25 protein-coding genes and 1 pseudogene are annotated in these 25486 nt (G+C 59.0%); 22 read left to right on the forward strand and 4 right to left on the reverse strand.

Annotated features, from left to right (window positions below; genetic code table 11):
• The first annotated feature begins 7 nt into the window (after positions 1-7).
• Genes fliN through flhB form a run of 6 tightly spaced genes read left to right on the forward strand, consistent with a single transcriptional unit; the run spans position 8 to position 3902 of the window.
• Positions 8-466, forward strand: coding sequence for a flagellar motor switch protein FliN (gene fliN / locus CAF87_RS16515; RefSeq protein WP_085733740.1), 459 nt, complete (start codon positions 8-10; stop codon positions 464-466).
• Complete coding sequence (gene fliO, locus CAF87_RS16520; RefSeq protein ID WP_256576058.1) at positions 467-946, forward strand: flagellar biosynthetic protein FliO; 480 nt, start codon at positions 467-469, stop codon at positions 944-946. It abuts the gene before it with no gap.
• The gene (gene fliP, locus CAF87_RS16525; RefSeq protein WP_085733739.1) at positions 946-1704 is read left to right on the forward strand and encodes a flagellar type III secretion system pore protein FliP; all 759 of its coding nucleotides are present in this window, start codon (positions 946-948) and stop codon (positions 1702-1704) included. Before fliO ends, fliP begins: the two co-directional genes overlap by 1 nt.
• Positions 1701-1970: a flagellar biosynthesis protein FliQ gene (gene fliQ, locus CAF87_RS16530; protein ID WP_085710476.1), complete on the forward strand. Its 270-nt coding sequence runs from the start codon at positions 1701-1703 to the stop codon at positions 1968-1970. The genes fliP and fliQ overlap by 4 nt, the downstream gene beginning before the upstream one ends.
• Before the next feature lie 3 nt (positions 1971-1973).
• Positions 1974-2759 (forward strand): flagellar biosynthetic protein FliR, encoded by a 786-nt coding sequence (gene fliR / locus CAF87_RS16535; protein ID WP_085733738.1) that lies wholly within the window; start codon positions 1974-1976, stop codon positions 2757-2759.
• Between the two features lie 3 nt (positions 2760-2762).
• Positions 2763-3902: a flagellar biosynthesis protein FlhB gene (flhB, locus tag CAF87_RS16540; RefSeq protein WP_085733737.1), complete on the forward strand. Its 1140-nt coding sequence runs from the start codon at positions 2763-2765 to the stop codon at positions 3900-3902.
• Between the two features lie 82 nt (positions 3903-3984).
• On the opposite strand, the gene CAF87_RS16545 is transcribed toward flhB, so the two are convergent.
• The gene (locus CAF87_RS16545) at positions 3985-6534 is read right to left on the reverse strand and encodes a putative mucin/carbohydrate-binding domain-containing protein (RefSeq protein ID WP_085733736.1); all 2550 of its coding nucleotides are present in this window, start codon (positions 6532-6534) and stop codon (positions 3985-3987) included.
• A gap of 119 nt (positions 6535-6653) precedes the next feature.
• Between CAF87_RS16545 and CAF87_RS16550 the strand changes: the two are divergent.
• A pseudogene (locus tag CAF87_RS16550) lies at positions 6654-7015 on the forward strand (EscU/YscU/HrcU family type III secretion system export apparatus switch protein); the annotation flags it as partial.
• 210 nt (positions 7016-7225) lie between these two features.
• Here CAF87_RS16550 and CAF87_RS16555 read toward each other — a convergent pair.
• The gene (locus CAF87_RS16555; protein WP_085733735.1) at positions 7226-7600 is read right to left on the reverse strand and encodes a DUF6124 family protein; all 375 of its coding nucleotides are present in this window, start codon (positions 7598-7600) and stop codon (positions 7226-7228) included.
• A 525-nt stretch (positions 7601-8125) separates the two neighbouring features.
• On the opposite strand from CAF87_RS16555, the gene CAF87_RS16560 reads away from it, so the two are divergent.
• The 15 genes from CAF87_RS16560 (at position 8126) to CAF87_RS16630 (ending at position 23385) form a co-directional block, all read left to right on the forward strand.
• The gene (locus tag CAF87_RS16560; protein ID WP_085733734.1) at positions 8126-8794 is read left to right on the forward strand and encodes a hypothetical protein; all 669 of its coding nucleotides are present in this window, start codon (positions 8126-8128) and stop codon (positions 8792-8794) included.
• Positions 8795-8982: 188 nt separating this feature from the next.
• Positions 8983-11112 carry a flagellar biosynthesis protein FlhA gene (flhA, locus tag CAF87_RS16565; RefSeq protein WP_085733733.1) on the forward strand — a complete coding sequence of 710 codons (2130 nt, stop codon included), beginning with the start codon at positions 8983-8985 and terminating at the stop codon, positions 11110-11112.
• A gap of 11 nt (positions 11113-11123) precedes the next feature.
• Positions 11124-12464, forward strand: a complete 1341-nt coding sequence (gene flhF / locus CAF87_RS16570; protein ID WP_085710485.1) for a flagellar biosynthesis protein FlhF — start codon at positions 11124-11126, stop codon at positions 12462-12464.
• A 113-nt stretch (positions 12465-12577) separates the two neighbouring features.
• Complete coding sequence (gene fleN / locus CAF87_RS16575) at positions 12578-13408, forward strand: flagellar synthesis regulator FleN (RefSeq protein WP_003222917.1); 831 nt, start codon at positions 12578-12580, stop codon at positions 13406-13408.
• Entirely contained in the window at positions 13405-14145 is a 741-nt protein-coding gene (gene fliA / locus CAF87_RS16580) for an RNA polymerase sigma factor FliA (protein WP_011333070.1), read from the forward strand. The genes fleN and fliA overlap by 4 nt, the downstream gene beginning before the upstream one ends.
• A 167-nt stretch (positions 14146-14312) precedes the next feature.
• Positions 14313-14684, forward strand: coding sequence for a chemotaxis response regulator CheY (locus CAF87_RS16585; RefSeq protein WP_003183998.1), 372 nt, complete (start codon positions 14313-14315; stop codon positions 14682-14684).
• Between the two features lie 17 nt (positions 14685-14701).
• A complete protein-coding gene (locus tag CAF87_RS16590) occupies positions 14702-15490 on the forward strand; it encodes a protein phosphatase CheZ (RefSeq protein WP_085733732.1) in 789 nt (262 codons plus the stop codon).
• Between the two features lie 37 nt (positions 15491-15527).
• Complete coding sequence (locus CAF87_RS16595; protein WP_085733731.1) at positions 15528-17801, forward strand: chemotaxis protein CheA; 2274 nt, start codon at positions 15528-15530, stop codon at positions 17799-17801.
• A 49-nt stretch (positions 17802-17850) separates the two neighbouring features.
• Complete coding sequence (locus tag CAF87_RS16600) at positions 17851-18987, forward strand: chemotaxis response regulator protein-glutamate methylesterase (RefSeq protein ID WP_085733730.1); 1137 nt, start codon at positions 17851-17853, stop codon at positions 18985-18987.
• Positions 18987-19727 (forward strand): flagellar motor protein, encoded by a 741-nt coding sequence (locus CAF87_RS16605; protein WP_085710490.1) that lies wholly within the window; start codon positions 18987-18989, stop codon positions 19725-19727. The genes CAF87_RS16600 and CAF87_RS16605 overlap by 1 nt, the downstream gene beginning before the upstream one ends.
• 12 nt (positions 19728-19739) lie before the next feature.
• Entirely contained in the window at positions 19740-20630 is an 891-nt protein-coding gene (gene motD, locus CAF87_RS16610; RefSeq protein WP_085710492.1) for a flagellar motor protein MotD, read from the forward strand.
• Positions 20631-20673: 43 nt separating this feature from the next.
• Positions 20674-21462 (forward strand): ParA family protein, encoded by a 789-nt coding sequence (locus tag CAF87_RS16615; RefSeq protein WP_007959220.1) that lies wholly within the window; start codon positions 20674-20676, stop codon positions 21460-21462.
• Between the two features lie 2 nt (positions 21463-21464).
• Positions 21465-22418: a CheW domain-containing protein gene (locus CAF87_RS16620; protein WP_085733729.1), complete on the forward strand. Its 954-nt coding sequence runs from the start codon at positions 21465-21467 to the stop codon at positions 22416-22418.
• Positions 22419-22503: 85 nt separating this feature from the next.
• The gene (locus CAF87_RS16625) at positions 22504-22989 is read left to right on the forward strand and encodes a chemotaxis protein CheW (RefSeq protein ID WP_007959223.1); all 486 of its coding nucleotides are present in this window, start codon (positions 22504-22506) and stop codon (positions 22987-22989) included.
• Positions 22990-23385: a DUF2802 domain-containing protein gene (locus tag CAF87_RS16630; RefSeq protein ID WP_085710496.1), complete on the forward strand. Its 396-nt coding sequence runs from the start codon at positions 22990-22992 to the stop codon at positions 23383-23385.
• Positions 23386-23453: 68 nt separating this feature from the next.
• On the opposite strand, the gene CAF87_RS16635 is transcribed toward CAF87_RS16630, so the two are convergent.
• Positions 23454-23783 carry an EscU/YscU/HrcU family type III secretion system export apparatus switch protein gene (locus CAF87_RS16635; RefSeq protein WP_085733728.1) on the reverse strand — a complete coding sequence of 110 codons (330 nt, stop codon included), beginning with the start codon at positions 23781-23783 and terminating at the stop codon, positions 23454-23456.
• Positions 23780-25354 carry a flagellar hook-length control protein FliK gene (locus tag CAF87_RS16640; RefSeq protein ID WP_085733727.1) on the reverse strand — a complete coding sequence of 525 codons (1575 nt, stop codon included), beginning with the start codon at positions 25352-25354 and terminating at the stop codon, positions 23780-23782. Before CAF87_RS16640 ends, CAF87_RS16635 begins: the two co-directional genes overlap by 4 nt.
• Positions 25355-25486: the final 132 nt, after the last annotated feature.

Genomic DNA, 25486 nt, shown 5'->3' on the forward strand with positions numbered 1-25486 from the left:
ACAAATGATGAACGACGAAATGAACGCCCAGGACGATCAGGCACTGGCCGACGAGTGGGCTGCCGCCCTGGAAGAAACCGGTGAAGCCGGGCAGGCCGACATCGACGCGCTGTTGGCCGCCGACGCTGGCGTTTCGAGCTCCAACCGTCTGCCGATGGAAGAGTTCGGCAGCGTGCCGAAGAACAATGATCCGGTGACCCTCGACGGTCCGAACCTGGACGTGATCCTCGACATCCCGGTGTCGATCTCGATGGAAGTGGGCAGCACTGACATCAACATCCGCAACCTGCTGCAACTCAACCAGGGTTCGGTGATCGAGCTCGATCGACTGGCCGGTGAGCCGCTGGACGTGCTGGTCAACGGCACCCTCATCGCTCACGGCGAAGTGGTTGTGGTCAACGAAAAGTTCGGCATCCGCCTGACCGACGTGATCAGCCCAAGCGAACGCATCAAGAAGCTGCGCTGAGTGAAAAAGGTTCTGGGTTCCTTGCTGGCCGCGGTGCTGGCGCTGCCATTGACTGTCATGGCCGCCGAGCCTGCGGCCGCGACTGCCGCTGCGGCGTCTCCTGCGGCGCCCGCGATTGCTCCGGCGGTCAGCAGCGGCGTCGCCGGGCAATTGACGCAGCTGGTGTTCGGCCTGCTGCTGGTGCTGGGGTTGATCTTCTTCCTCGCCTGGCTGCTGCGCCGGGTGCAGAACGCAGGGCCGGCGGGCAAGGGGCAGGTGATCGAGCTGATCGGTTCCCGCGCGCTCGGTCCGCGTGACCGACTGATGCTGGTTCAGGTCGGCAACGAGCAGATCCTGCTGGGCCTTAGTCCCGGCACCATCACCGCGCTGCACGTACTCAAGGAACCGGTGGACGTCCCGGCCACCTCCGAAAAAGCGACTCCGGAATTTGCCCAGCATCTGTTGAAGATCCTCGGCAAGGATCAGAAGGATACGAAGTAATGGGTGCGTTGCGCATCGTCTTGACCCTGGCCTTGATGTTGGCCACGCCACTGGCGTTCGCCGCTGATCCGTTGTCTATCCCGGCGATCACTCTGGGCACCAATGCCAACGGGGCGCAGGAGTATTCGGTCAGCCTGCAGATCCTGCTGATCATGACGGCGCTAAGCTTCATTCCGGCCGCCGTCATCCTGATGACCAGCTTCACCCGGATCATCATCGTCTTCTCGATCCTGCGTCAGGCCCTCGGCCTGCAACAGACGCCGTCGAACCAGATCCTCACCGGCATGGCGCTGTTCCTGACCCTGTTCATCATGGCGCCGGTGTTCGACCGGGTGAACAACGATGCGCTGCAACCGTATCTGGCGGAGAAACTCACCGCCCAGCAAGCGGTGGAAAAGGCCCAGGTTCCGATCAAGGACTTCATGCTCGCGCAGACCCGCTCCAGCGATCTCGAGCTGTTCATGCGCCTGTCCAAGCGTACCGACATCGCGACGCCGGATCAGGCGCCACTGACCATTCTGGTGCCGGCGTTCGTCACGTCCGAGTTGAAAACCGCGTTCCAGATCGGCTTCATGATCTTCATCCCGTTCCTGATCATCGATCTGGTCGTGGCCAGTGTGCTGATGGCGATGGGTATGATGATGCTCTCGCCGCTGATCATTTCCCTGCCGTTCAAGATCATGCTGTTCGTGCTGGTTGACGGATGGGCGCTGATCATCGGCACCCTGGCCAGCAGTTTCGGAGGTGTTTCGCCATGACCCCAGAAGTAGCGGTCGACATCTTTCGCGAAGCCTTGTGGCTGACCACGATGATGGTCGCGATCCTGGTGGTCCCGAGTCTGCTGGTGGGCCTGCTGGTGTCGATGTTTCAGGCGGCGACGCAGATCAACGAACAGACCCTGAGCTTTCTGCCGCGTCTGCTGGTGATGCTGGTGACCCTGATCGTCGGCGGTCCGTGGATCATCCAGACTTTCATGGAATACATCATCCAGCTGTACAAAAACATTCCGCTGGTCATCGGCTAGGCCATGCAATCGCTGCTTCAGTTGACCGACACCCAGATCAGTACCTGGGTGGCGACGTTCATGCTGCCGTTGTTTCGCATCGGCTCGATGCTGATGGTGATGCCGGTCTTCGGCACCACGCTGGTTCCCAAACGCATTCGGCTGTACCTCGCACTGGCGATCACCGTGGTGATCTCGCCCAACCTGCCGCCCATGCCGGCGGTCAGTCCTCTCGATCTCAGCGGACTACTGATGATTGCCGAGCAGATTCTGGTCGGGGCGGTGCTCGGGTTCTCTCTACAGCTGTTCTTCCAGGCCTTCGTCATTGCGGGGCAGATCGTTGCGATTCAGATGGGCATGGGCTTTGCCTCGATGATCGACCCCACCAACGGTGTGTCGGTGGCGGTGATCGGGCAGTTCTTCACCATGCTGGTGACGTTGCTGTTCCTCGGCATGAACGGTCACCTCGTCGTCTTCGAGGTGCTGACTGAAAGCTTCACCACGCTGCCGGTCGGCGCCGGTCTGATGACCGCGCATTACTGGGAGCTGGCCGGCAAGCTCGGCTGGGTGCTGGGCGCGGCGTTGATGCTGGTGCTGCCGGCGGTCACTGCGCTGCTGGTGGTCAACATTGCGTTCGGCGTGATGACCCGGGCGGCGCCGCAATTGAACATCTTTTCGATCGGTTTTCCGCTGACCCTCGTACTCGGCCTGTTCATTGTCTGGGTCGGGCTGGCGGACATTCTCAATCAGTATCAGCCGCTGGCCGTCGAAGCCTTGCAGCTGCTACGCGAACTGGCACAGGCGCGCTGAGTCATGGCAGAGAGCGAGAGCGGTCAGGATAAAACAGAAGACCCCACGGAGAAGCGCAAGAAGGACTCCCGGGAAAAAGGCGAGATTGCGCGCTCCAAGGAACTCAACACCCTGGCGATCATGCTCGCCGGTTCCGGCGCGCTGCTGGTGTTCGGCGGCATGCTTGCGCAGGACTTGATGGAGCTGATGCGCATGAACTTCACGCTGTCGCGCGAAGTGATCATGGATCAGGGCTCCATGGGCAAGTTCCTGATGAGTTCCGGGCTGTCAGCGCTGCTGGCGATTCAGCCGATCATGATCACCTTGCTGCTGGCTGCGTTTCTCGGGCCGATCGCCCTCGGCGGCTGGTTGTTCGCGGCGGGCTCTCTGGCACCCAAGTTCAGTCGGATGAACCCGTTGTCCGGTATCAAGCGCATGTTCTCCATGAAGTCGGTGGTCGAACTGCTCAAGGCGCTGGCCAAATTCCTGATCATTCTGGCGGTGGCGCTGGTGGTGTTGTCCGGCGATGTCGACGACCTGCTGCGCATCGCCCATGAGCCGCTGGACCGGGCGATCATTCACAGTCTGCAACTGGTCGGTTGGAGTACTTTGTGGATGGCGTGCGGTTTGATCATTATTGCGGCCGTCGACGTCCCGGTGCAGCTCTGGGAGAGCATTAAAAAGCTCAAGATGACCAAGCAGGAAGTGCGCGACGAGCACAAGGACCAGGAAGGTCGGCCGGAGGTCAAGCAGCGCATTCGCCAGGTTCAGCGCGAGATGTCGCAGCGGCGGATGATGGCGGCGATCCCGGATGCCGACGTGGTCATCACCAACCCGACCCACTACGCCGTGGCACTCAAGTACGACTCGGAGAAGGGCGGGGCGCCGGTGCTGCTGGCCAAGGGCAGCGACTTCCTGGCGCTGAAGATTCGCGAAATCGCCGTGGCCAACAACGTCATGCTCCTCGAATCGCCGGCCCTGGCGCGTTCGATCTATTACTCCACGGAGCTGGAAGAAGAAATCCCTGGTGGCCTGTATCTGGCGGTCGCTCAGGTACTGGCTTACGTCTACCAGATTCGCCAGCACCAGGCCGGCAAGGGCAAGCGCCCGGATCCGCTCAGTGATGACTTGCCGATCCCGCCGGATCTGCGGCGCGATTCCTGATTTGCTTCCATTCTCGTTGGGATGCGTGACGCTTCCTGATAGCCCCTCCTTTTTCAATTATCCGTAAGGTTTGAGGCGCTTCTTAAATTTGCAGTCGATTGTTTCCCAGCGCACAAATGCGGTGTCTTTGTTCGACGGGATATTGCTCGTTCGTCATTGGGTTTGTGATAGGCGAACGTGACGACTCCAAATGCAGAACAATTATTTCACAGCCTTCGTAAAACTGGATTTTTGTTGATGATGGTGTATTCAATGTGTTTCCGTGCATTTTTGTACAAAAGACCACGTTCCCCTTTTCGTTGTAAGCCAAAATGGCGCTGTAGATTGAGTTGAAATAAGTATGAGGATGGGTAGGAAGTATCTGGATCTCAGCTGTTTCAAGTTCAAGATCAATATCAATTTTAGTGAAGGGACCGCTCAGGCCATATTGATCCCAGTTGATTTTTTTTTCGGTCAAGATTAATGGGTTGTGATTGAGGTGTGTGCTGTAAAGGTATTTGTATGTTTCCTCCAATTGATTTTTTTCTGGCGTTGAATAGGAGTCGATAGCCTGAAATATTGAATCTTTCCAAGGATCATTTCTGTGCAGTAAAATTTCTGGCTGTAATTTTATTTTTTCGGATTGCCTTTCAATTTCGGTGGCAAGTATTTCTCCTGTAGGGGTGGAGAGTGCTCTGTTATAAAGACCTTGGCGGGTGATCTCAAGGGTTGTGAGTTTGTTTGATGTTTCCAGAACTTTGTCTGCGTGTGGTTGTAAAATATTTCTGGATGGCTCCTCGTGGAATATTTCCAGTGTGTAGGCATAGCCAAACGGGATCTTATTAAGGGAAGGTTTGGAGTCGTCTCCCAATAAAACCTTGTGGAAGACCATATTTTGATATGTGTCTCTTATCGTGATTGTTGCATATATTTTTCCGTGAAAGTATGAGTGTGGGGCGCTGCTGGAAACGCTGATCGTTATATTTTTTTGCTCAGTATCTACATTGATGGAGGCGAATTCTCCATTGAGGCCATTTAATTTAATTATTTGGGAAGCAAGTCGCGATCCCTGTGATATCTGATATTCGAGTTCGATGGGGTTGTTGTTGGTGATGGCAATCAGGTGTGAGGTGCTGATTTGCAAGCCGTCACTGGTGGTTGTTGGAGCGATTAGGGTGTATGGCCCAGCGGGAATGTCTGAGAATGTTATTTGGGGTGAGGTTATTTTTTCAATATAAGTGACGCTGCTGCCGTTTTGTATAAGTAAATCTCGATTTTCTATTCTTGAAAATAGAGTTTGGTCGAGTCTCAATTCAATTTTGCCTACGAGATTTAGAGGTCTTAGAGTATTGCAGTCGACGATTGAGAAGCGGTTTTTCAGCTTAAGTGTTGCTATAGCGTTCGTCAGATGTTCCGCGGGTATCAGTTTGTAAAGGGGGTAGCGAGGGCTCGGGTTCTGATAGTGGCTTGAGCTGTAGCGGAAGTCTTCCATGGGGATTTGCACGAGGCTGAGTAATGGCTGTATATCGATATTGGAAATTCTGGTGCAAAGGTCTCGAATCAGTTCTGTGAAGGGATGGTCTGAAAAATTGAAGTCTGGAGCATTGCTGAGTACTCTGTATTCCTTGTTGAATTTACTTAGGAGGTCAGCATTTGTATCAAATATTAATGTCAATAAAAACAGAATTTCATGTAGTTGCCAAGTGTTGACGGGGTGATTCGATTCGAAGAGCTGTTCGACCTCGTTGTAGAGGTGCTCTGGGTTTCCATTATAGAGCCATCCTGTCTTGAATATGTCCTCACCGAGATATTTTTCTTGATAGTAGTGCGCGTAGATATTGTTCCAGACTTCTCCCAAGTGAATTTTACTGTTCTGCATGAAAAGTCCTTGGTATCCATGCCCGACTTCATGTAACGACCCCCAATTGGTTGCGCGGGTATCCAACCAGAAGGCGAAAACTGAGCCATTTGACTGGGCGGTGTGGTGATGTCCATAGTAAGCGGAGCCACCTCCTGTTTTGTTGGCTTTCATGAAATATCTGTTAATTGAGTTTTTATTTGTCGGGGTGTCCGGAGTGAACGACAGTCCTGCCAATAGGTTGAAAAACTCAAAGAGTTGTTGGTAGTAAGTGCTAATGCTCTTTATGTTGTTTGAGTGATGAAGTTCTTTCAGCAGCGCTTTGTCTGTTGCCGGTATCAGTATGTCTGCATAAACGGTGTTGATAAGAGCAAAGGGTGCTTGTCCTTCATCCCATTGCCTGAAAAAATCCGCTGCGTCCGAATTATCCTTGTAGGTGGGTAGTGGCTGAGGAACAGAGCTGTACTCGATATCGACATCAATGTTTGTGTCGGTTTGGCTGTGAGGTGTACTGATAAAAGGCACTGAGTAGTGTTTAATTGTATGCAGAACTGTCTGACCCGTAAAAGGTAGATACTCTTCAGTTTGCTCGTCGTCATTCAGTAGCTCAAGTTGGAGCCTTTCATCAGTCTTGCTGGAAAGATGCCTGATCTGAATGGTTGTTCCCGGAGCAAGAATGACCCCCAGCGCCTGTTTGTCGTGGTAGATACCTTTGCTCATCCCAGCATTGAGCAGCCATGTGGGTAGGGTGAGGGTATATGCCTTAAATGTTTGCTTTTGTCCGATAGTTGTCATGTTGCTCTCCTTGGGCGAGTTAGACGCTAAGAGGAGAGTAGGTTCATTGCGTATGTTTTTAACCTGTAAAGTTTGACAGTTTTTTATATCATTTTGTGCTTATACCACTGCTATTGACGGCGATCCCGGATGCCGACGTGGTCATCACCAACCCGACCCACTACGCCGTGGCACTCAAGTACGACACCGAGAAGGGGGGGCGCCGATGCTGCTGGCCAAGGGCAGCGACTTCCTGGCGTTGAAGATCCGCGAAATCGCCGTGGCCAACAACGTCATGCTCCTCGAATCGCCGGCCTTGGCGCGTTCGATCTATTACTCCACCGAGCTTGAGGAAGAAATCCCCGGTGGCCTGTGTCTGGCGGTCGCCCAGGTATTGGCCTACGTCTATCAGATTCGCCAGCACCAGGCCGGCAAGGGCAAGCGCCCGGATCCGCTCAGTGATGACTTGCCGATCCCGCCGGATCTGCGGCGCGATTCCTGATTGTGATCAAACAAAAAAACCGCCATCCGGTTGAACCTGATGGCGGTTTTTTTATGCCCGATGATCTGTGGTGCTTGTGAGGCCGCTTTCGCGAGCAAGCTCGCTCCCACAGGTTTGGCGTCGCTCGGGAAATATGAGCACGCCACAAATCACTGTGGGAGCGAGCTTGCTCGCGAAGGCGTCAGCCGCCACGGCACATCTCTCAAGTCTTTACGCGGAAGTCTGCGACGGCGGTATTTCCAGATTATCCAGCACCCGATTCACTGCCAGCTCCCCAAGCATGATCAGTTGCGCAATGCCCACCAGCGTCCTGCGCTGTGAGGCGGGCATGAGGTGGGTGAAGTCATTGACGATGGTTCTGGCTGAAGCCAGGGTTTCGCAGGCATCGGCCAGCAGCTCTTCGTTTTTGAAGTCCGCGGTGACGGCATACATTCTACGGGTCTTGCGCGGTGGCGGCGTGGAGCCGGGCGGGCAGAGATAGTGATCGAGGGCGCGGTCGGCGGCTTCGTGAAGCTTTCTGGAATCGGCGGATTCGTAGGGCGAGGCGGGGTCGTTTTCGGGTGGGTTGGGTGTTGGTTTGATCATGGTGAAGCTCCTTTGGGGTGGAGCCGCCAAATCCAGTCGCTAAACGGGAAGGGTGGCAGCTGTACGCAGGTTAGCGAACCGGTCAAAGGCACCCGGTAGACCACAAGGGTCTCCCGCATACAGCCACCATAACGAAATTGCAGACATACAGATCCGCAACGAAGCCTGGAGCGCTGGTGCACCTTTAATCTGAGCGAGTCGCTAAACCCGATCGCTGATTCCTCAGCGACCGACCCACAATAGAACCCGACCCCAAGGCGCACAAGCCGGCGGATTCTGGCGTAGCTGTAGGCAATGGCGCAAGAATTCGTAGCCTTCAACGCGTATCTGAAGGTGTCTTTTAAACACCCGAGTTTTAAAGACACTGGGTGCCGTCGGTCTGAAAGGTCCCGCGACCTGTTAGTTCTGACAGTAGACGCGTGTTGTTCCCTGGTGCCTCATAAACCCGGAACTAACGCCGCTGCCTCTTCGCACTCTGCGAACGCGGCGGGTGATAACTCATTCAGTGGAGATCCGGGGTAGATCATGACGAGGCGCATTTATCGAAAACTGCCGGGCATGGAGATGGAGTTCGATTCAGGGAAGCTGGAAAGGGACGCAGGAGAGCGGGCCATTTTCTATGAGGTGACGTTCAACCTGAAGCTGGACTTTCTCAACTTTCTGGTCACGGCCAATCAGTTCATTCCGAATTATCTGGATAATCCCATCAATGCGATCCGACCTGAACTGGCCGGGTTTGCGTATCACTACTCCTACAACTACTTCTTTGGCGCCGCCGGTAATATCAGCGATAACCCTTCGTTGTTCGCTCTATTCACCGACCCCGGTCATTACATGAACCAGTGGGCGAGTGATGGCGGGCCCGTAGAGCGACGGTATGGAAAACCCTCATTCACGGTGGCCGGCAACCAATTGCGCATTACGACGCGACAGTATTTTCGACTGGATGCGGGGGCTCCTCCAATCGAAATAACAGATCTGCCGTTCATTCGTTTCGAATGGGCCTTGAACCTGATGGAGGGTCATGTGCAGCCTGTTGGTGTCGCGCCTGTCACCGTTGTAGTGCTGATGTATACGGAGGAAGACGTTGTCGATGTCGATGGTCACAGTGTGTTCAGGGGCACACGCTATCTGGATAATGCAGCCCTTTCCTTCGGTCCGATCACTTCAGCGCACATTCTGGTAGCCAGTTGACTGTCGAGGTTCCACCTCAGTGAAGATTGCTGCATAGGGGGCGGGCGCACGGCGTGCGAGCCGCCCATTTGTGCATTCGCTACCCCCTCTGTTTCACGCCCTGGCAAAAGTTGGAAGGCTTCTTGCAGTAGCCGCCGTGCGCCCGCTCTGGGCGTCAAAAGTTTGCTTTAAAGGAACGGGGAAAACCGGTGGATCGCTCTCAGTTAATCAACAGTGCTCGCTCGAACATTGCCGACCTCAGTCGAGGCAATCTGGGTGTGCCGCTGTTGCTGCTGGTCATGTTGGCGATGATGATGTTGCCGGTCCCGCCGTTCCTGCTCGACGTGTTCTTCACGTTCAACATTGCCCTGTCGATCGTCGTGCTGCTGGTCTGCGTGTACGCTCTGCGGCCGCTGGATTTCGCGGTGTTCCCGACGATCCTGCTGGTGGCGACGCTGTTGCGACTGGCGCTGAACGTGGCGTCGACGCGGGTGGTGATGCTCCACGGTCAGGACGGCCACGCCGCTGCCGGTAAGGTGATCCAGGCCTTCGGTGAGGTGGTGATCGGCGGTAACTACGTGGTCGGTATCGTGGTCTTCGCGATCTTGATGATCATCAACTTCGTCGTGGTAACCAAGGGTGCGGGCCGGATCTCCGAGGTGAGCGCGCGTTTCACCCTCGATGCGATGCCTGGCAAGCAAATGGCGATCGACGCCGACCTCAACGCCGGTCTGATCGACCAGGCGCAGGCCAAGGCCCGTCGTCAGGAAGTGGCCCAGGAGGCAGAGTTCTACGGTTCGATGGACGGTGCCAGTAAATTCGTCCGCGGTGACGCCATCGCCGGCCTGTTGATTCTGTTCATCAACCTGATCGGCGGCATGGCCGTCGGTATCTTCCAGCACAACATGACCTTCGCCGACGCCGGCAAGGTTTACGCCTTGCTGACCATTGGTGACGGTTTAGTGGCGCAATTGCCATCACTGTTGTTATCTACAGCGGCAGCGATCATGGTGACCCGTGCTTCCGGTTCGGAAGACATGGGCAAGCAGATCAATCGCCAGATGTTCGCCTCGCCGAAAGCGCTGGCGGTGGCTGCCGGTCTGATGGCGGTCATGGGCCTGGTGCCGGGGATGCCGCACTTCTCGTTCCTGAGCATGGCCGCCCTGGCTGCCGGTGGCGCTTACCTGTTCTGGAAGAAGCAGAACGTGGCCAAGGTGCAGGCGCTGGAAGAGGTCAAGCGGCAGCAGGAACTGCTGCCGTCGCCGGCTCGGGCCATGGAAACCAAGGAGCTGGGCTGGGACGACGTGACGCCAATCGACATGATCGGCCTGGAAGTTGGCTATCGCCTGATTCCGCTGGTGGATCGCAACCAGGGCGGCCAGTTGCTGGCGCGGATCAAGGGCGTGCGCAAGAAACTCTCGCAGGATCTGGGCTTCCTGATGCCGACCGTGCACATCCGCGACAACCTCGACCTGGCGCCGAGCGCCTATCGCCTGACCCTGATGGGCGTGATCCTGGCCGAGGCCGAGATCTACCCGGATCGCGAACTGGCGATCAACCCGGGGCAGGTCTACGGCACGCTCAACGGCATTACCGCCAAAGATCCGGCTTTCGGCCTGGAGGCGGTGTGGATCGAAGTCAGCCAGCGCTCCCAGGCGCAATCGCTCGGTTACACCGTGGTGGACGCCAGTACCGTGGTCGCCACGCACTTGAACCAGATTCTGTACAAGCACTCCAGTGAGTTGATCGGTCACGAGGAAGTGCAGCAACTCATGCAATTGCTGGCCAAGAGCTCGCCGAAACTGGCTGAAGAGCTGGTGCCGGGTGTGGTCACGTTGTCGCAGCTGCTGAAAGTGTTGCAGGCGCTGCTGGCCGAACACGTGCCGGTGCGCGATATCCGCAGCATTGCCGAAGCCATCGCCAACAACGCCGCGAAGAGTCAAGATACCGCCGCGCTGGTGGCTGCCGTGCGCGTCGGCGTTTCGCGCGCCATCGTCCAAAGCATTGTAGGGACTGAGTCCGAGCTGCCAGTTATCACGCTGGAGCCAAGGTTGGAACAAATATTGCTCAATAGTCTGCAGAAGGCAGGACAAGGCTCGGAAGAGGGCGTTCTGCTGGAGCCAAGCATGGCCGAGAAGCTGCAGCGTTCGCTCATCGAAGCGGCGCAGCGTCAGGAAATGCAAGGTCAGCCGGTGATCCTGTTGGTAGCAGGCCCGGTTCGCGCGATGCTCTCGCGCTTTGGCCGCCTGGCAGTCCCAGGACTGCACGTGCTGGCCTACCAGGAAATTCCGGACAACAAGCAAGTGACCATCGTTGCGACAGTAGGGCCCAACGGCTGAGGTAGTGGTTTATGCAAGTTAAGCGTTTTTTCGCCGCCGATATGCGTCAGGCCATGAAGCTGGTTCGTGATGAGCTGGGCGCTGATGCCGCCATCATTGGCAACCGCCGCATTGCCGGCGGCGTCGAGCTGACGGCGGCGCTGGATTACAAACTGTCGGCTCTGGCGCCACGGGTTCCGAACATGGAACTCGAAGACGAGCTGCGCAAGACCCAGTCGCGCATCGTTACCGCCCAGGCCGAGCTGAGCATGCGTGGTGAGGCCGACGGCAACACCAATCGCCAGTTGTTCTCCGGTTTGCCATTGACCGCCGGCCTGCCGCTGACGGCGGCCGAGCCTCTGACAGAACCGACGTACGCCGCACCGGCCCGTCCAGCCCCGGCACCTGCGCCGGCTGCCGCTGGCGTCGATCCGCGTGCGCTGGATTCGATGCGTTTCGAACTCAACAGCCTGCGCGAACTGATGGAAGTGCAGCTCGGCACCCTGGCCTGGAATCAGCTGCAAGGCAGCCGTCCGGCCCAGGCCAATCTGTATCGTCGTCTGCAGCGCATCGGTCTGTCCGGTCCGTTGTCCCGCGACCTGCTGGCGCTGACCAGCGATATCGAAGAGCCTCGTCAGGCCTGGCGCATGTTGCTCGCGCACCTGGCGCGGATGATTGCCACGCCGGAAGTCGAGCCGCTGGAAGAGGGCGGAGTGATTGCCATGGTCGGCCCGGCCGGCATGGGCAAGACCACCACCCTGGCCAAGCTGGCTGCCCGTTATGTGCTCAAGTACGGCGCGCAGAACATTGCGCTGGTGAGCATGGACAGCTTCCGCATCGGCGCTCAGGAACAGCTGAAAACCCTGGGCCGGATCCTCAATGTGTCGGTGACCCACGTCGACCCGGGCCAGTCCCTGGTGCAGGCGCTGGATCCACTGCTGCGCAAACGCGTGGTGCTGATCGATACCGCCGGCCTGCAGGCCAGCGATCCGGCACTGCGCATGCAGCTGGAAAGTCTGGCCGGTCGTGGCATTCGGTCGAAAAATTATCTGGTGCTGGCAACCACCAGCCAGAAACAGGTTCTAACCGCCGCTTATCACAGTTACAAGCGTTGCGGGCTCGCCGGGTGCATCCTGACTAAACTGGATGAGACGGCCAGCCTTGGCGAAGTGCTGAGTCTGGCGATCAGTCATGAACTGCCGGTCGCCTACCTGACCGATGGCCCCCGGATTCCGGATGATCTGCATCTGCCGCGCCGTCATCAATTGGTCAGCCGCGCCGTCAGCGTGCAAATGCAGGAAGAACCCAGCGAAGAAGCCATGGCTGACATGTTCGCTGATATCTACCACAGCCCGACCAAGCAGGTTGGCTGAGGTAATGAACAGTTTTTGTACCTACATCGATGGTCTGCCACGCATTGTTCCGGTTGTGAACGCGCAGCCAGTAATGTGGCCTCCGTCTATGCAAGACAAGGTAAAGAAATAACATGGGCAGCATGCATCCCGTACAGGTGATCGCGGTGACCGGCGGCAAAGGTGGCGTCGGCAAGACTAACGTGTCAGTGAACTTGTCCCTGGCGCTGGCAGAGCTTGGCCGTCGGGTCATGCTGCTGGACGCCGACCTGGGTCTGGCGAACGTCGACGTTCTGCTGGGCCTCACGCCCAAACGTACCCTGGCCGATGTGATCGAGGGCCGCTGCGAGCTGCGCGACGTGCTGTTGCAAGGTCCCGGCGGGATCCGCATCGTGCCGGCCGCTTCTGGCACCCAGAGCATGGTTCATCTGAGTCCGGCCCAGCATGCCGGCCTGATCCAGGCGTTCAGCGATATCGGCGACAATCTCGATGTGTTGGTGATCGACACCGCTGCGGGTATCGGTGACTCGGTAGTCAGTTTTGTTCGCGCTGCGCAAGAAGTGTTGCTGGTGGTCTGCGACGAGCCGACCTCGATTACCGACGCCTACGCGCTGATCAAACTGCTGAACCGCGATTACGGCATGAACCGCTTCCGCGTCCTGGCCAACATGGCCCAGAGCCCGCAGGAAGGTCGCAATCTGTTCGCCAAGTTGACCAAGGTCACGGATCGCTTCCTTGACGTCGCCCTACAATACGTCGGCGCGGTGCCTTACGACGAAAGCGTGCGCAAGGCGGTGCAGAAGCAGCGTGCGGTCTATGAAGCTTTCCCGCGTTCCAAGTGCGCACTGGCGTTCAAGGCGATCGCACAGAAGGTCGACACCTGGCCGCTGCCCGCCAACCCGCGCGGCCACCTCGAATTTTTCGTCGAGCGCCTCGTGCAGCAAACGGCAGGACCTGTGCTATGACCGCCAGCGGTATGAATTTCTACAAGAAGTCGGCACGTGACGCGCAGTACGAGCTGATCGAGCGTTACGCGCCACTGGTCAAACGCATTGCTTACCACTTGCTGGCGCGATTGCCTGCCAGTGTGCAGGTCGAAGACCTGATCCAGGCCGGGATGATCGGCCTGCTCGAAGTCTCGACCAAATACGACGCCAGCAAAGGCGCCAGTTTCGAAACGTACGCGGGCATCCGGATCCGCGGCGCCATGCTCGATGAAGTACGCAAGGGGGACTGGGCACCACGCTCGGTTCACCGTAACACCCGTATGGTCAGCGACGCGATTCGCTCGATTGAAGCTAAAACCGGCCGTGACGCTAAAGATCACGAGGTTGCGGCCGAACTCCAATTGAGTCTCGACGATTACTACGGGATTTTGAATGACACCCTGGGCAGCCGACTGTTCAGTTTCGACGACCTGTTGCAGGACGGCGAACACGAAGGGCTGCACGAGGATGGCGCCAGTGCTCATCTTGAGCCGTCGCGCGATCTGGAAGATGAGCGCTTCCAGGCTGCGTTGGCGGACGCGATTGCCAATTTGCCGGAGCGTGAGCGACTGGTGTTGGCGCTGTACTACGACGAAGAGCTGAACCTCAAGGAAATCGGTGAAGTCCTTGGCGTCAGTGAATCGCGGGTCAGCCAGTTACATAGCCAGTGCGCGGCCCGCTTGCGGGGGCGTTTGGGGGAGTGGCGAGCGCGCTGAAGGCAGTGTGGGGACGCTGCGAACGAGGCTGGTGCGGTGGTGAACGGCACCGGTCTTGCTCTGTTGTGCTCCAGACAGTCATCGAGTGTTTTGCCGGATTGATTGAAATGGCGCGTCCAGGTGCTGGGCGCGTTTAAGACTGCTTGGAGGTCGAATTGAACAAAGACATGAAAATCCTCATCGTTGATGACTTCTCAACGATGCGGCGGATCATCAAGAACCTGTTGCGTGACCTCGGGTTCACCAACACCGTTGAAGCCGACGATGGCACCACTGCCATTCCGGTACTCAACAGCGGCAGCATCGACTTTCTGGTGACCGACTGGAACATGCCTGGCATGACCGGTATCGACTTGCTGCGTCACGTGCGCGCCGATGAAAAACTCAAGCACCTGCCAGTGCTGATGGTGACTGCTGAAGCCAAGCGCGAGCAGATCATCGAAGCGGCCCAGGCCGGTGTTAACGGCTACGTGGTCAAACCTTTCACGGCTCAGGCGCTGAAAGAAAAAATCGAGAAGATTTTCGAACGCATCGGCTGATGACGCGCGGGGGAGCTATGGAGCATAAAGAATCTTCACAGGGCGACTTCGAGTCGACGCTGAAAAAACACGCGGTCGAACTGGTCGAAAGCCTTGAAAAAGGCAGGTTCGGCGACGCTGTGCAACTGATCCATGAGCTCAATCAGACCCGTGACCGTGGCCTGTACCAGGAAGTCGGCAAGCTCACGCGCGAACTGCACAGTGCAATCGTCAACTTCCAGATCGACCCGCACATGCCGCAGGCCGAGGAAGTGTCGCAGATCACTGATGCGACCGAGCGCCTGAGCTATGTGGTCAAGCTGACCGAAGCGGCGGCCAACCGCACCATGGACCTGGTGGAAAGCGCCACGCCGGTGGTCAATGGTCTGGCTGACGAAGCCCAGGCATTGAGTGCCGACTGGGGACGCTTCATGCGTCGTGAAGTCGGGGCTGAGGAGTTCCGCGAGCTGGCGCGTCGGGTCGACGGTTTTCTGACACGCAGCAGCACCGACAACCGCGCAGTGTCGAGCAACCTCAACGACATTCTGCTGGCCCAGGATTACCAGGACCTCACAGGTCAAGTGATCAAGCGCGTGACCCAGTTGGTCACCGAAGTCGAAAGCAATCTGCTCAAACTCGTGCTCATGGCCAGCCAGGTGGACCGCTTTGCGGGCATCGAACATGACCGTGCTGCAATGCTCGCTGAAAAAGATCCACAAAAACATCTCTCGCAGGGTGAAGGTCCGCAGATTCATGCCGATAAACGAGAAGACGTTGTGTCCGGTCAGGACGATGTGGACGATTTGTTATCCAGCCTTGGATTTTAGTTTTCTGGGTTTTTAGACCTGTAGGAGCACCCCATTAATGAGCTTCGGCGCCGATGAAGAGATCCTTCAGGATTTCCTGGTTGAGGCCGGCGAGATTCTTGAGCAACTGTCCGAACAACTGGTCGAGCTGGAAAGCCGCCCGGATGACGCAGATCTGCTCAACGCAATTTTTCGCGGTTTCCACACTGTAAAAGGGGGCGCCGGCTTCCTTCAGCTCAATGAGCTGGTGGAGTGCTGTCACATCGCCGAAAACGTGTTCGACATCCTGCGCAAGGGTGAGCGTCGTGTAGATGCAGAACTGATGGACGTGGTGCTCGAAGCGCTGGACGCGGTGAACAGCATGTTCAGCGAAGTCCGCGATCGCAGCCCGATCACCGCTGCAACCCCGGAACTGCTGGCCGCCCTGGCGCGTCTGGCCGAACCGCAATCGGCGGATGAAGCCCCGGCTTCGCCCGTGGCCGAGATGATCGAAGAGCTGGTCGTTGAAAACGAAACCGGCGACTCCGGCGACATCACCGATAACGAATTTGAACAGTTGCTGGACTCGCTGAACGCCGTCAAGGCCGAAGCCGAAGCCCCCGCGCCTGCCTCCAGCGAAGCGGCCAGCGATGAAATCACCGATGCCGAATTCGAGTCGCTGCTCGACCAGTTGCACGGCAAGGGCCAGTTCGCGGCCGACGCCGTGGCACCGGCGGCCGCTGCGCCTGCGATTCCGGCGGCGGGCGACAGCTCGGACATTACCGACGACGAATTCGAAGCCTTGCTCGATCAGTTGCACGGCAAGGGCAACTTTGCCGTCGATGCGCTGGAGTCGGCCATTGCTTCCGTCCCTGCGAATGCAAGTGCTGCCCCGGCAGCGGCGGCGGCCGGTAGTGATCTGATCACCGACCACGAGTTTGAATCGCTGCTCGACGATCTGCATGGCAAAGGCAAGTTCACTGACGTCAACACCGGAGCCGTCGTGACTGCCGGCAATGCCTCGGCTGTTGCGACGCCGGCTGCGAAGACACCAGCCGCTGCAGCAAAACCTGCTGCAAAAGCGCCTGAGCCTAAAGCCGAACCGGCCAAACCGGCTGCCGCTGCTGCACCGGCTCCGGCCCGTGCACCGGCGACGCCACCACCGGAAAAACCGGCGAGTGAAGCCGAGACCACCGTGCGTGTGGACACCGCGCGTCTCGACGAAATCATGAACATGGTCGGCGAGCTGGTACTGGTGCGTAACCGTCTGGTGCGCCTGGGCCTGAACAGCGGCGACGAGTCGATGCAGAAGGCCGTGTCGAACCTCGACGTGGTCACCGCCGACTTGCAGACCGCTGTCATGAAGACCCGGATGCAGCCGATCAAGAAAGTCTTCGGCCGCTTCCCGCGACTGGTTCGCGACCTCGCGCGTCAGCTCAAGAAAGAAATCAACCTGGAACTGGTGGGTGAAGAGACCGACCTCGACAAGAACCTCGTCGAGGCACTGGCCGACCCGCTGGTCCACTTGGTGCGCAACGCGGTCGACCACGGCATCGAGTCGCCGGAAGAACGCGAAGCCTCGGGCAAGGCCCGTGGCGGCAAGGTGATCCTGGCTGCTGAACAGGAAGGCGACCACATCCTGCTGTCGATCTCCGACGACGGCAAAGGCATGGACCCGAACGTCCTGCGCGCCATCGCCGTGAAACGCGGTGTGATGGACAAGGATGCCGCCGACCGCCTGAGCGACACCGAATGCTACAACCTGATCTTCGCCCCGGGCTTCTCGACCAAGACCGAGATCTCCGACGTGTCCGGCCGCGGTGTCGGCATGGACGTGGTGAAGACCAAGATTTCCCAGCTCAACGGTTCGATCAACATCTACTCGACCAAGGGCGCCGGCTCGAAAATCGTCATCAAGGTGCCGCTGACGCTGGCGATCATGCCGACCCTGATGGTGATGCTCGGCAACCAGGCGTTCGCGTTCCCGCTGGTGAACGTCAACGAAATCTTCCACCTCGACCTGTCGACCACCAACGTGGTGGATGGCCAGGAAGTGGTGATCGTGCGGGACAAGGCGCTGCCATTGTTCTACCTCAAGCGCTGGCTGGTCAGCTCCGCCGCTCACGAAGAGCAGCGCGAAGGCCATGTGGTGATCCTTTCGGTGGGCACCCAGCGGATCGGCTTCGTCGTCGATCAACTGGTCGGCCAGGAAGAAGTGGTCATCAAGCCATTGGGCAAAATGCTGCAGGGAACCCCGGGCATGTCCGGCGCCACCATTACCGGTGACGGCCGCATTGCGCTGATTCTCGATGTTCCAAGCATGCTCAAGCGTTACGCCGCGCGGCGTATTTGAATCCGGGGCAGCGGGGCGACAACGTCCCGCTGCACCTAATGGAGTGTTTATGGCAGTCAAAGTCCTGGTGGTGGACGATTCGGGTTTTTTCCGCCGCCGCGTCTCGGAAATTCTTTCAGCGGATCCGAGCATCCAGGTTGTCGGTACGGCAACCAACGGTAAAGAGGCGATCGATCAGGCCCTGGCCCTCAAGCCGGACGTGATCACCATGGACTACGAGATGCCGATGATGGACGGCATCACGGCCGTGCGGCACATCATGCAGCGCTGCCCGACCCCTGTGTTGATGTTCTCCTCGCTGACTCATGAAGGTGCCCGGGTAACTCTGGATGCGCTGGATGCTGGCGCGGTGGATTTCCTGCCGAAGAATTTCGAAGACATCTCCCGTAATCCGGAGAAGGTCAAGCAACTGCTGTGCGAGAAGGTTCACAGCATCTCGCGCAGTAACCGTCGTTTCAGTGCCTACAGTGCCCCGGCGCCTGCCGCTGCACCTGCACCTGCGCCGACTCCGGCAGCAGCGCCGTCGAGTTTTGGCAGCCACAGTGCTCCGGCTCGTCCGGCACCTGCGCCTGCACCGGCTCGCGTTCCGGCTGCCAGTGCTTCGTCGCCTGCTCCGAAACGCAAGGCCTACAAGCTGGTGGCGATCGGCACCTCGACCGGTGGCCCGGTTGCGCTGCAGCGGGTTCTGACCCAGTTGCCGGCCAACTTCCCGGCGCCGATCGTGCTGATCCAGCATATGCCGGCAGCCTTCACCAAGGCCTTCGCCGAGCGTCTGGACAAGCTGTGCCGCATCAGTGTCAAGGAGGCCGAGGATGGCGACATCCTGCGTCCGGGTCTGGCGCTGCTGGCACCGGGTGGCAAGCAGATGATGATCGACGGCCGTGGCGCAGTGAAAATCCTGCCGGGCGATGAGCGTCTGAACTACAAGCCTTGCGTGGACATCACCTTCGGTTCTGCGGCGAAATCCTACAGCGACAAAGTTCTGGCGGTCGTGTTGACCGGCATGGGCGCCGACGGTCGCGAAGGCGCGCGTCTGCTCAAACAGGGCGGCAGCACCGTCTGGGCCCAGGATGAAGCCAGTTGCGTGATCTACGGCATGCCGATGGCGATCGTCAAGGCTGACCTCGCGGATGCGGTGTACGGTCTGGACGATATCGGCAAGCACATCGTCGAGGCGTGTATCTGATGGATGTTCTAAGCCTTATCGGGATCATCATGGCGTTTGTCGCCATCATCGGCGGCAATTTCCTTGAAGGCGGTCACCTCGGCGCACTGGCCAACGGCCCGGCGGCGCTGATCGTGCTCGGCGGGACCATCGGTGCCGCCTTGCTGCAATCGCCGATGAGCGCGTTCAAGCGTGCCATGCAGATTCTGGCCTGGATCTTTTTCCCGCCGCGTGTGGATCTGGCCGGCGGCATCGACCGCGTCGTTAACTGGAGCCTCACCGCACGCAAGGAAGGCCTGCTGGGCCTGGAAGGCGTGGCGGATGCCGAACCCGACGCCTACTCGCGCAAGGGCCTGCAACTGCTGGTCGACGGCGCCGAGCCGGAAGCGATCCGCAGCATTCTCGAAGTGGATTTCTACACCCAGGAAGCCCGCGACATCGAAGCCGCCAAGGTTTTTGAAAGCATGGGCGGCTACGCGCCGACCATCGGTATCATCGGTGCGGTGATGGGCCTGATCCACGTGATGGGCAACCTGGCCGATCCGTCGCAACTGGGCAACGGCATCGCCGTGGCATTCGTCGCCACCATCTACGGTGTGGCCAGCGCCAACCTGGTGTTGCTGCCGGTCGCCGCCAAGCTCAAGTCAATTGCGTTGCGGCAGTCGCGTTATCGCGAAATGTTGTTGGAAGGTATTTTGTCGATCGCTGAAGGTGAAAACCCACGCTCCATCGAGTTGAAGCTTCAGGGCTTCATGGATTAAGGGACTAACCTCATGGCACGTCGTCGCCAGCATGAAGAGCACGTAAACCATGAACGTTGGCTGGTTTCCTACGCCGACTTCATCACCTTGCTCTTTGCCTTTTTCGTGGTGATGTACTCCATCTCGTCGATCAACGAAGGCAAGTACAAGGTCATCTCCGAAGCGTTGATCGGAGTCTTCACCGACTCCGACCGCTCGCTCAAGCCGATCCCGATCGGTGAAGAACGCCCGAAGACCGTGACCCCGGCCAAGCCGCTGGTCAAGGACAGTGAGCAGGTCGATGCCGGCATCGCCGGGGCCAGCGATCCGCTGAAAAGCATCGCCGACGATATCAGCGCCGCGTTCGGCGACCTGATCGCGAGCAACCAGATGACCGTGCGCGGCAACGAGCTGTGGGTCGAGATCGAACTCAACTCCAGCCTGTTGTTCGGCAGCGGTGATGCGATGCCGAGCGACATCGCGTTCAACATCATCGACAAGGTTGCGGCGATCCTCAAACCGTTTGACAACCCGATCCACGTCGAAGGCTTCACCGACGACCAGCCGATCCGCACCGCGCAGTACCCGACCAACTGGGAACTGTCTTCGGCGCGTTCGGCGAGCATCGTGCGCATGCTGGCGATGCAGGGCGTCAACCCTGGCCGAATGGCCTCGGTGGGTTACGGCGAATTCCAGCCGGTGGCCAACAACGCCACTGCCGAAGGCCGGGCGAAGAACCGTCGCGTGGTGCTGGTGGTGTCGCGCAATCTTGATGTGCGCCGCAGCCTGACCGGCACCGGGACCGCCAATGCAACACCGGACGCTGCGTTGAAGCGTGCTGGCACACAAACTGCACCGACCCCGGTCAAGACGCCGGGACGCGAGAGTGCCGTCAATTCTCCGTCGCCCGCATTAATACGCTGAGCCATGTCTCGGCCGAGCATCTCGGCCGGGAGGAACAATCCGAATGAGAGTCTGGGCAGTCGCCAATCAAAAGGGTGGTGTTGGTAAAACCACTTCTTCCATCGCTTTAGCCGGTTTGCTGGCAGAGGCGGGCAAACGCGTGGTCGTGGTCGATCTCGACCCGCACGGCTCGATGACCAGCTATTTCGGTTACGACCCCGACAGCCTGGAACACAGCAACTACGACCTGTTCCTGCACAAGGGCAGTGTGCCGCAGGGCCTGCCGGGCCAGTTGCTGCTGTCCACCAGCGACGAGCGCATTTCCCTGTTGCCGTCCAGCACCGCGCTGGCCACCCTCGAGCGTCAGTCGCCGGGGCAGAGTGGCCTGGGCCTGGTGATCGCCAAGAGTCTGGCGCAGCTGTGGCAGGACTTCGATTACGCGATCATCGACAGCCCGCCGTTGCTCGGTGTGCTGATGGTCAACGCCCTCGCCGCGAGCCAGCAACTGGTGATTCCGGTGCAGACCGAACACCTGGCCGTCAAAGGCCTGGAGCGCATGGTCAACACCCTGGCGATGATCAACCGTTCGCGCAAACAGGCGCTGCCGTTCAGCATTGTGCCGACCCTGTTCGACCGCCGCACCCAGGCGTCGATGGGCACCTTGCGCGTGCTGCGCGACAAATTCCCCGACGAGATCTGGCAGGGTTACATCCCGGTCGATACCCGTCTGCGCGACGCCAGCCGTGCCGGTGTCACGCCTTCGCAGTTCGACGGCAAGAGCCGTGGTGTGTTGGCTTACCGCGCGCTGCTCAAGCATCTGCTGGCGCAACAACTCGTTCCGCAGGTGGCCTGAGCATGAATCGGCCGATCAAGCTGACATCGAAGCCGCAACTGGCGCTGCAGTCCTATCTGGACGGCTTGCTGCAGGAGGTGACGGACGAGGTCGAGCAGGAAATCGCAACGCCGGTCGAGGTGGTCGAGAGCGCCGCGGCGCTCGATGAATTCCAGGCCGCCGTGCTTGAAGAGCAGGCCCGCGATGCGCAGCAAGCCGCCCGGCCGGTCACCCCGGTTGCAGCGCCTGCAGCTGTGATGGCGAAGGCACCTGCGACGTTGATCAAAGAGCCTGAGTCGGTGCGCGTGGTCTCGACGCTGGCACCGCTGCTGCAAACACAATTTCTGCAAACGCCTCCGGTTCCGGCGGCGCCCGAGCCCGAGCCTGAGGCGCCTGTTCCAGCCCCGGTCGAGCCGACCCTGGTTGCGCCGCTGGTGGAGGTGCATCTGCCACCGAGCAATACACCGCCACCGGTAGAAACCGACGGTCGTCCTGCCTGGGCGTCGGAAGCGTTCGAATGCTTGCTGTTCGACGTGGCCGGGTTGACCCTGGCGGTGCCACTGGTGTGCCTCGGCTCGATCTATTCGCTGGCCGGCCATGAGCTGACGCCGCTGTTCGGTCAGCCGGAATGGTTCCTCGGCATCCTGCCGAGCCAGGCCGGCAACCTGAAGGTGCTGGACACCGCACGCTGGGTCATGCCGGATCGCTATCGCGATGACTTCCGTCAGGGCCTGCAATACGTGATTTCGGTACAAGGTTACGAGTGGGGGCTGGCGGTGCATCAGGTCAGCCGCTCGTTGCGCCTGGATCCGAATGAAATCAAATGGAGAAGTCACCGGGGTCAGCGGCCATGGCTCGCGGGCACGGTGATTGAACACATGTGCGCCTTGCTCGATGTCTCCGCACTGGCCGAGCTGATCGCCAGCGGTGGGGCAAAGCACATGTCCGGCAGTAAGCCGAACCACAAACCGACATAACACTTACATAACAGACAGCACCGGCATACGCATGGCGGCGCACAGAACACACACCGCCAGGCGCGGTTTTTCGAGGGGCTAGGGTATGAACGACAAGGCTACTGCGGCAAAGGGTTCCGAAGATCCGATCCTGCAATGGGTGACCTTCAAGCTGGACAACGAAACCTATGGCATCAACGTGATGCGCGTTCAGGAAGTCCTGCGCTACACCGAGATCGCTCCGGTTCCGGGTGCACCAAGCTATGTGCTGGGCATCATCAACCTGCGCGGCAACGTGGTGACCGTGATCGACACCCGTCAGCGCTTCGGCCTGATGAGCGGCGAGATCAGCGACAACACCCGTATCGTCATCATCGAAGCCGACAAACAAGTAGTTGGCATCATGGTCGACAGCGTGGCTGAAGTGGTTTACCTGCGTCAGTCGGAAATCGAAACCGCACCGAACGTCGGTAACGAAGAGTCGGCCAAGTTCATCCAGGGCGTGTGCAACAAGAACAACGAGTTGCTCATCCTGGTCGAGCTGGACAAGATGATGAGCGAAGAAGAATGGTCGGAACTGGAGAATATCTGATTGATTCTCGAGGTAGCGGTCATTGTCCTGTTCCTGTTCTGGGCAGGCACGCTGGCGATGTTTCTGGCGTACATCAAGGCGCAGCGCGTGATCGCTGCGCAACAGGCCCAGGGCGATGCGCTGCGTGACCAGCGCATCAAGGACCTGGCCAAGCGCGTCGACGATTACCAGAACGGCAACGTGCGCATGGGCGAAGCCCTGCACGAGCTGCGCGCGGTCGTCAGTCCGATCCCTGACAAGATCACCCAGCTCGAACAGCGCGATCCTTCCAGCCTGTCATTCGCTCAAGCGGCGAAACTGGTCGGGATGGGCGCAAGCGTTGATGAGTTGACTCAGTCCTGCGGGTTGACCCAGGCTGAGGCGGAGTTGATGCGCAAGCTGCATAGAAGCAGCTGAGCGTTTCGAGCTTCGAGCGGCAAGTGGCATCAAAAAATCGCAGTCGATGATTGCGATTTTTTTTGCCTTCAGTAATCGTCGCCGCGGTCGGTGATGTCCTTCTCGACCATCGGTGCCTCCGGGTCATGTCCTTGCGGGAACTTGCCCTTGAGGTTCCAGGCAAACGCGATGATCTCGGCAATCGTCAGGTACAGCTCCTGCGGGATGCTATCGCCCAGTTCCATGCGCGCCAGCAACTTCACCAGCTCGGCGTTTTCGTAGATCGGCACTTCACAGTCGCGGGCAATCCGCAGGATTTCCTCGGCCAGTTCATCGTCGCCCTTGGCGGTGAGGGTCGGAGCGTGGCTGCCGTCGTACTTGAGGGCGATGGCCTGGCGTGGAGCGGTGGAATCGTTCATGCGGTTTCGTCGACCCAGCGGTGTTCGAGACGGGTTTGGATGCCTTGCGGCGGAGTACCGAGGTGGCAGTCGAGATCGCCGACGTTGAGCCCGCGATCCAGCAAGCGCTGACGCAATGCGGCGAGATTGGATTCGATCAGGTCGGCAGTGTATGGCCGTTCGGCCCATAGCTGGCTCGACAGGCTGCCGCTGATGAGTTGCGCCTGAATCTGCATCGGTCCCAGCGGTTCCATGTCGAACGCCAGATCGACGCGCCACAGTTGCTGTTTGGTTTCGCGTTCGCTGTCACGGCGGTCGTTCTGTCTTTCTTCTTGTGGCGCTTCTTCGCGCTGGAACTTGACCTGCAACGGCACGATATCCTGCATGTTGCGCATCGGGATTTCCAGTTGCCAGGTGCTGAGCAGGCGCCCGTCGTCGGTCACGCCGGTCTGTTCCAGGCTCGACAGTTGATGGCTTTGCAGGCGTGAAACAGCTGCAGCGGCGAGGCGCAGCAAGTGTTCCAGATCGCCTTCACCTTCCAGGCTTTGCAGCAGCCGGTCCGGCAGCGGAAAACTGCCCGGCACCGGTTTGGCGCTGACCTGGCCGAGCATGCCGAGGGCGTTGCGCACGAAGCTCGGCATCGCCTGGGCCAGGGTGTTGGCGGCAATGATGGCGTTGAGATTGGTATTGCCGGGCAGGCCGGGGGTGAGTTGCGCGATCAGCTTGAGCAGATCGCCTTTCATATCCGGATTCAGCGTCGGGTTTTGCCCGGCCAGCAATTTGGCTTCGAGAAACGCGCCGCTGTTGAGCAGCGCCTGGGCCAGGCCTTTGGGGGTGGTCAGTTGCCCGACGTCCGGCAGGTTGGCCAGCAGCCGGTCCACGGCAGCGCGCAGATCACTGGAGGTCTGATCGTCGGCGGGCGGCAGGCTCTGGAGCATTTTCAGCAAGCCATCCAGCGAACCCTGGCGACTTTGCTGGCTGACCAGTTGCTGACTGACCGCCAGTTGTTCCTGACGACTGCTCAACGGCAAGAATTTCAGGGTCTGGGAATCCTGTACCAGCGCTGACAGCAGGGTGCCAATGCGTAATGGCTGCGGGCTGTCGAGGCTCAGGGTGCTGCCACTCAACACGGTGTTGAGCAGGCTGACCGTCGAGCGGAACACCGTCGGTTGCCCCGGCACCTGCGGCAACGCCTGATTCGTCAGCACCTTGCCTTGCAGCAGCGTACCGACCGGCAATTGCGCGGTATCGATGCGGGTGAGGGTGGCGACAGCCGTGGCGATGGCCTGTTGCACGGTAACCGCCAGATTGCCCGCCGACGGCTGGGTGACGGCCAGATTGGTGCCTTGCGGCAGCGGCAGGGGACTGGTCGCCTGCACCGTGGTCTGACGGCCGCCGTCGAGGGTGACCTTGAGCAGCACCTGAAAGGCCTGGTCCGCCGGTTTCAGCGCCAACACCTCGGCCTTGGCGCTCTGGCCGGCGGCAATCAGCCCGTCCATCGGCGTCAACAGCTTGAGCAGCTCACCGACCTGCGGGCGAGCGGTCGCCGGGGTGGTGGGCGGGAGCGGGAGGATGTTCATTTCGCCTGTCATACGCGGACACAACCTGAGGAAAATGCACTCGGGAGAGCAGGGGACGCCATGTATAATGCCGCCCGTCCTTCCGTTCGTTCAAAAAACATAGCAATTGTTTGACCCAGCTCTCTGGATTGAGCCGTCATTGCA

The organism is Pseudomonas sp. R38(2017), assembly GCF_002112395.1.
Classification (GTDB): domain Bacteria; phylum Pseudomonadota; class Gammaproteobacteria; order Pseudomonadales; family Pseudomonadaceae; genus Aquipseudomonas.

What these genes read in the sequence shown, in the direction of transcription:
- fliP (WP_085733739.1), top strand. Translation starts at nt 946, where the DNA reads ATGGGTGCGTTGCGCATCGTCTTGACCCTGGCCTTGATGTTGGCCACG.
- fliA (WP_011333070.1), top strand. Translation starts at nt 13,405, where the DNA reads ATGACCGCCAGCGGTATGAATTTCTACAAGAAGTCGGCACGTGACGCG.
- fleN (WP_003222917.1), top strand. Translation starts at nt 12,578, where the DNA reads ATGGGCAGCATGCATCCCGTACAGGTGATCGCGGTGACCGGCGGCAAA.
- CAF87_RS16560 (WP_085733734.1), top strand. Translation starts at nt 8,126, where the DNA reads ATGACGAGGCGCATTTATCGAAAACTGCCGGGCATGGAGATGGAGTTC.
- CAF87_RS16615 (WP_007959220.1), top strand. Translation starts at nt 20,674, where the DNA reads ATGAGAGTCTGGGCAGTCGCCAATCAAAAGGGTGGTGTTGGTAAAACC.
- flhB (WP_085733737.1), top strand. Translation starts at nt 2,763, where the DNA reads ATGGCAGAGAGCGAGAGCGGTCAGGATAAAACAGAAGACCCCACGGAG.
- fliN (WP_085733740.1), top strand. Translation starts at nt 8, where the DNA reads ATGAACGACGAAATGAACGCCCAGGACGATCAGGCACTGGCCGACGAG.
- CAF87_RS16585 (WP_003183998.1), top strand. Translation starts at nt 14,313, where the DNA reads ATGAAAATCCTCATCGTTGATGACTTCTCAACGATGCGGCGGATCATC.
- CAF87_RS16545 (WP_085733736.1), bottom strand. Translation starts at nt 6,534, where the DNA reads ATGACAACTATCGGACAAAAGCAAACATTTAAGGCATATACCCTCACC.
- CAF87_RS16595 (WP_085733731.1), top strand. Translation starts at nt 15,528, where the DNA reads ATGAGCTTCGGCGCCGATGAAGAGATCCTTCAGGATTTCCTGGTTGAG.
- flhF (WP_085710485.1), top strand. Translation starts at nt 11,124, where the DNA reads ATGCAAGTTAAGCGTTTTTTCGCCGCCGATATGCGTCAGGCCATGAAG.
- CAF87_RS16640 (WP_085733727.1), bottom strand. Translation starts at nt 25,354, where the DNA reads ATGACAGGCGAAATGAACATCCTCCCGCTCCCGCCCACCACCCCGGCG.
- CAF87_RS16635 (WP_085733728.1), bottom strand. Translation starts at nt 23,783, where the DNA reads ATGAACGATTCCACCGCTCCACGCCAGGCCATCGCCCTCAAGTACGAC.
- CAF87_RS16555 (WP_085733735.1), bottom strand. Translation starts at nt 7,600, where the DNA reads ATGATCAAACCAACACCCAACCCACCCGAAAACGACCCCGCCTCGCCC.
- fliQ (WP_085710476.1), top strand. Translation starts at nt 1,701, where the DNA reads ATGACCCCAGAAGTAGCGGTCGACATCTTTCGCGAAGCCTTGTGGCTG.
- CAF87_RS16590 (WP_085733732.1), top strand. Translation starts at nt 14,702, where the DNA reads ATGGAGCATAAAGAATCTTCACAGGGCGACTTCGAGTCGACGCTGAAA.
- motD (WP_085710492.1), top strand. Translation starts at nt 19,740, where the DNA reads ATGGCACGTCGTCGCCAGCATGAAGAGCACGTAAACCATGAACGTTGG.
- CAF87_RS16625 (WP_007959223.1), top strand. Translation starts at nt 22,504, where the DNA reads ATGAACGACAAGGCTACTGCGGCAAAGGGTTCCGAAGATCCGATCCTG.
- fliR (WP_085733738.1), top strand. Translation starts at nt 1,974, where the DNA reads ATGCAATCGCTGCTTCAGTTGACCGACACCCAGATCAGTACCTGGGTG.
- CAF87_RS16605 (WP_085710490.1), top strand. Translation starts at nt 18,987, where the DNA reads ATGGATGTTCTAAGCCTTATCGGGATCATCATGGCGTTTGTCGCCATC.
- CAF87_RS16600 (WP_085733730.1), top strand. Translation starts at nt 17,851, where the DNA reads ATGGCAGTCAAAGTCCTGGTGGTGGACGATTCGGGTTTTTTCCGCCGC.
- CAF87_RS16620 (WP_085733729.1), top strand. Translation starts at nt 21,465, where the DNA reads ATGAATCGGCCGATCAAGCTGACATCGAAGCCGCAACTGGCGCTGCAG.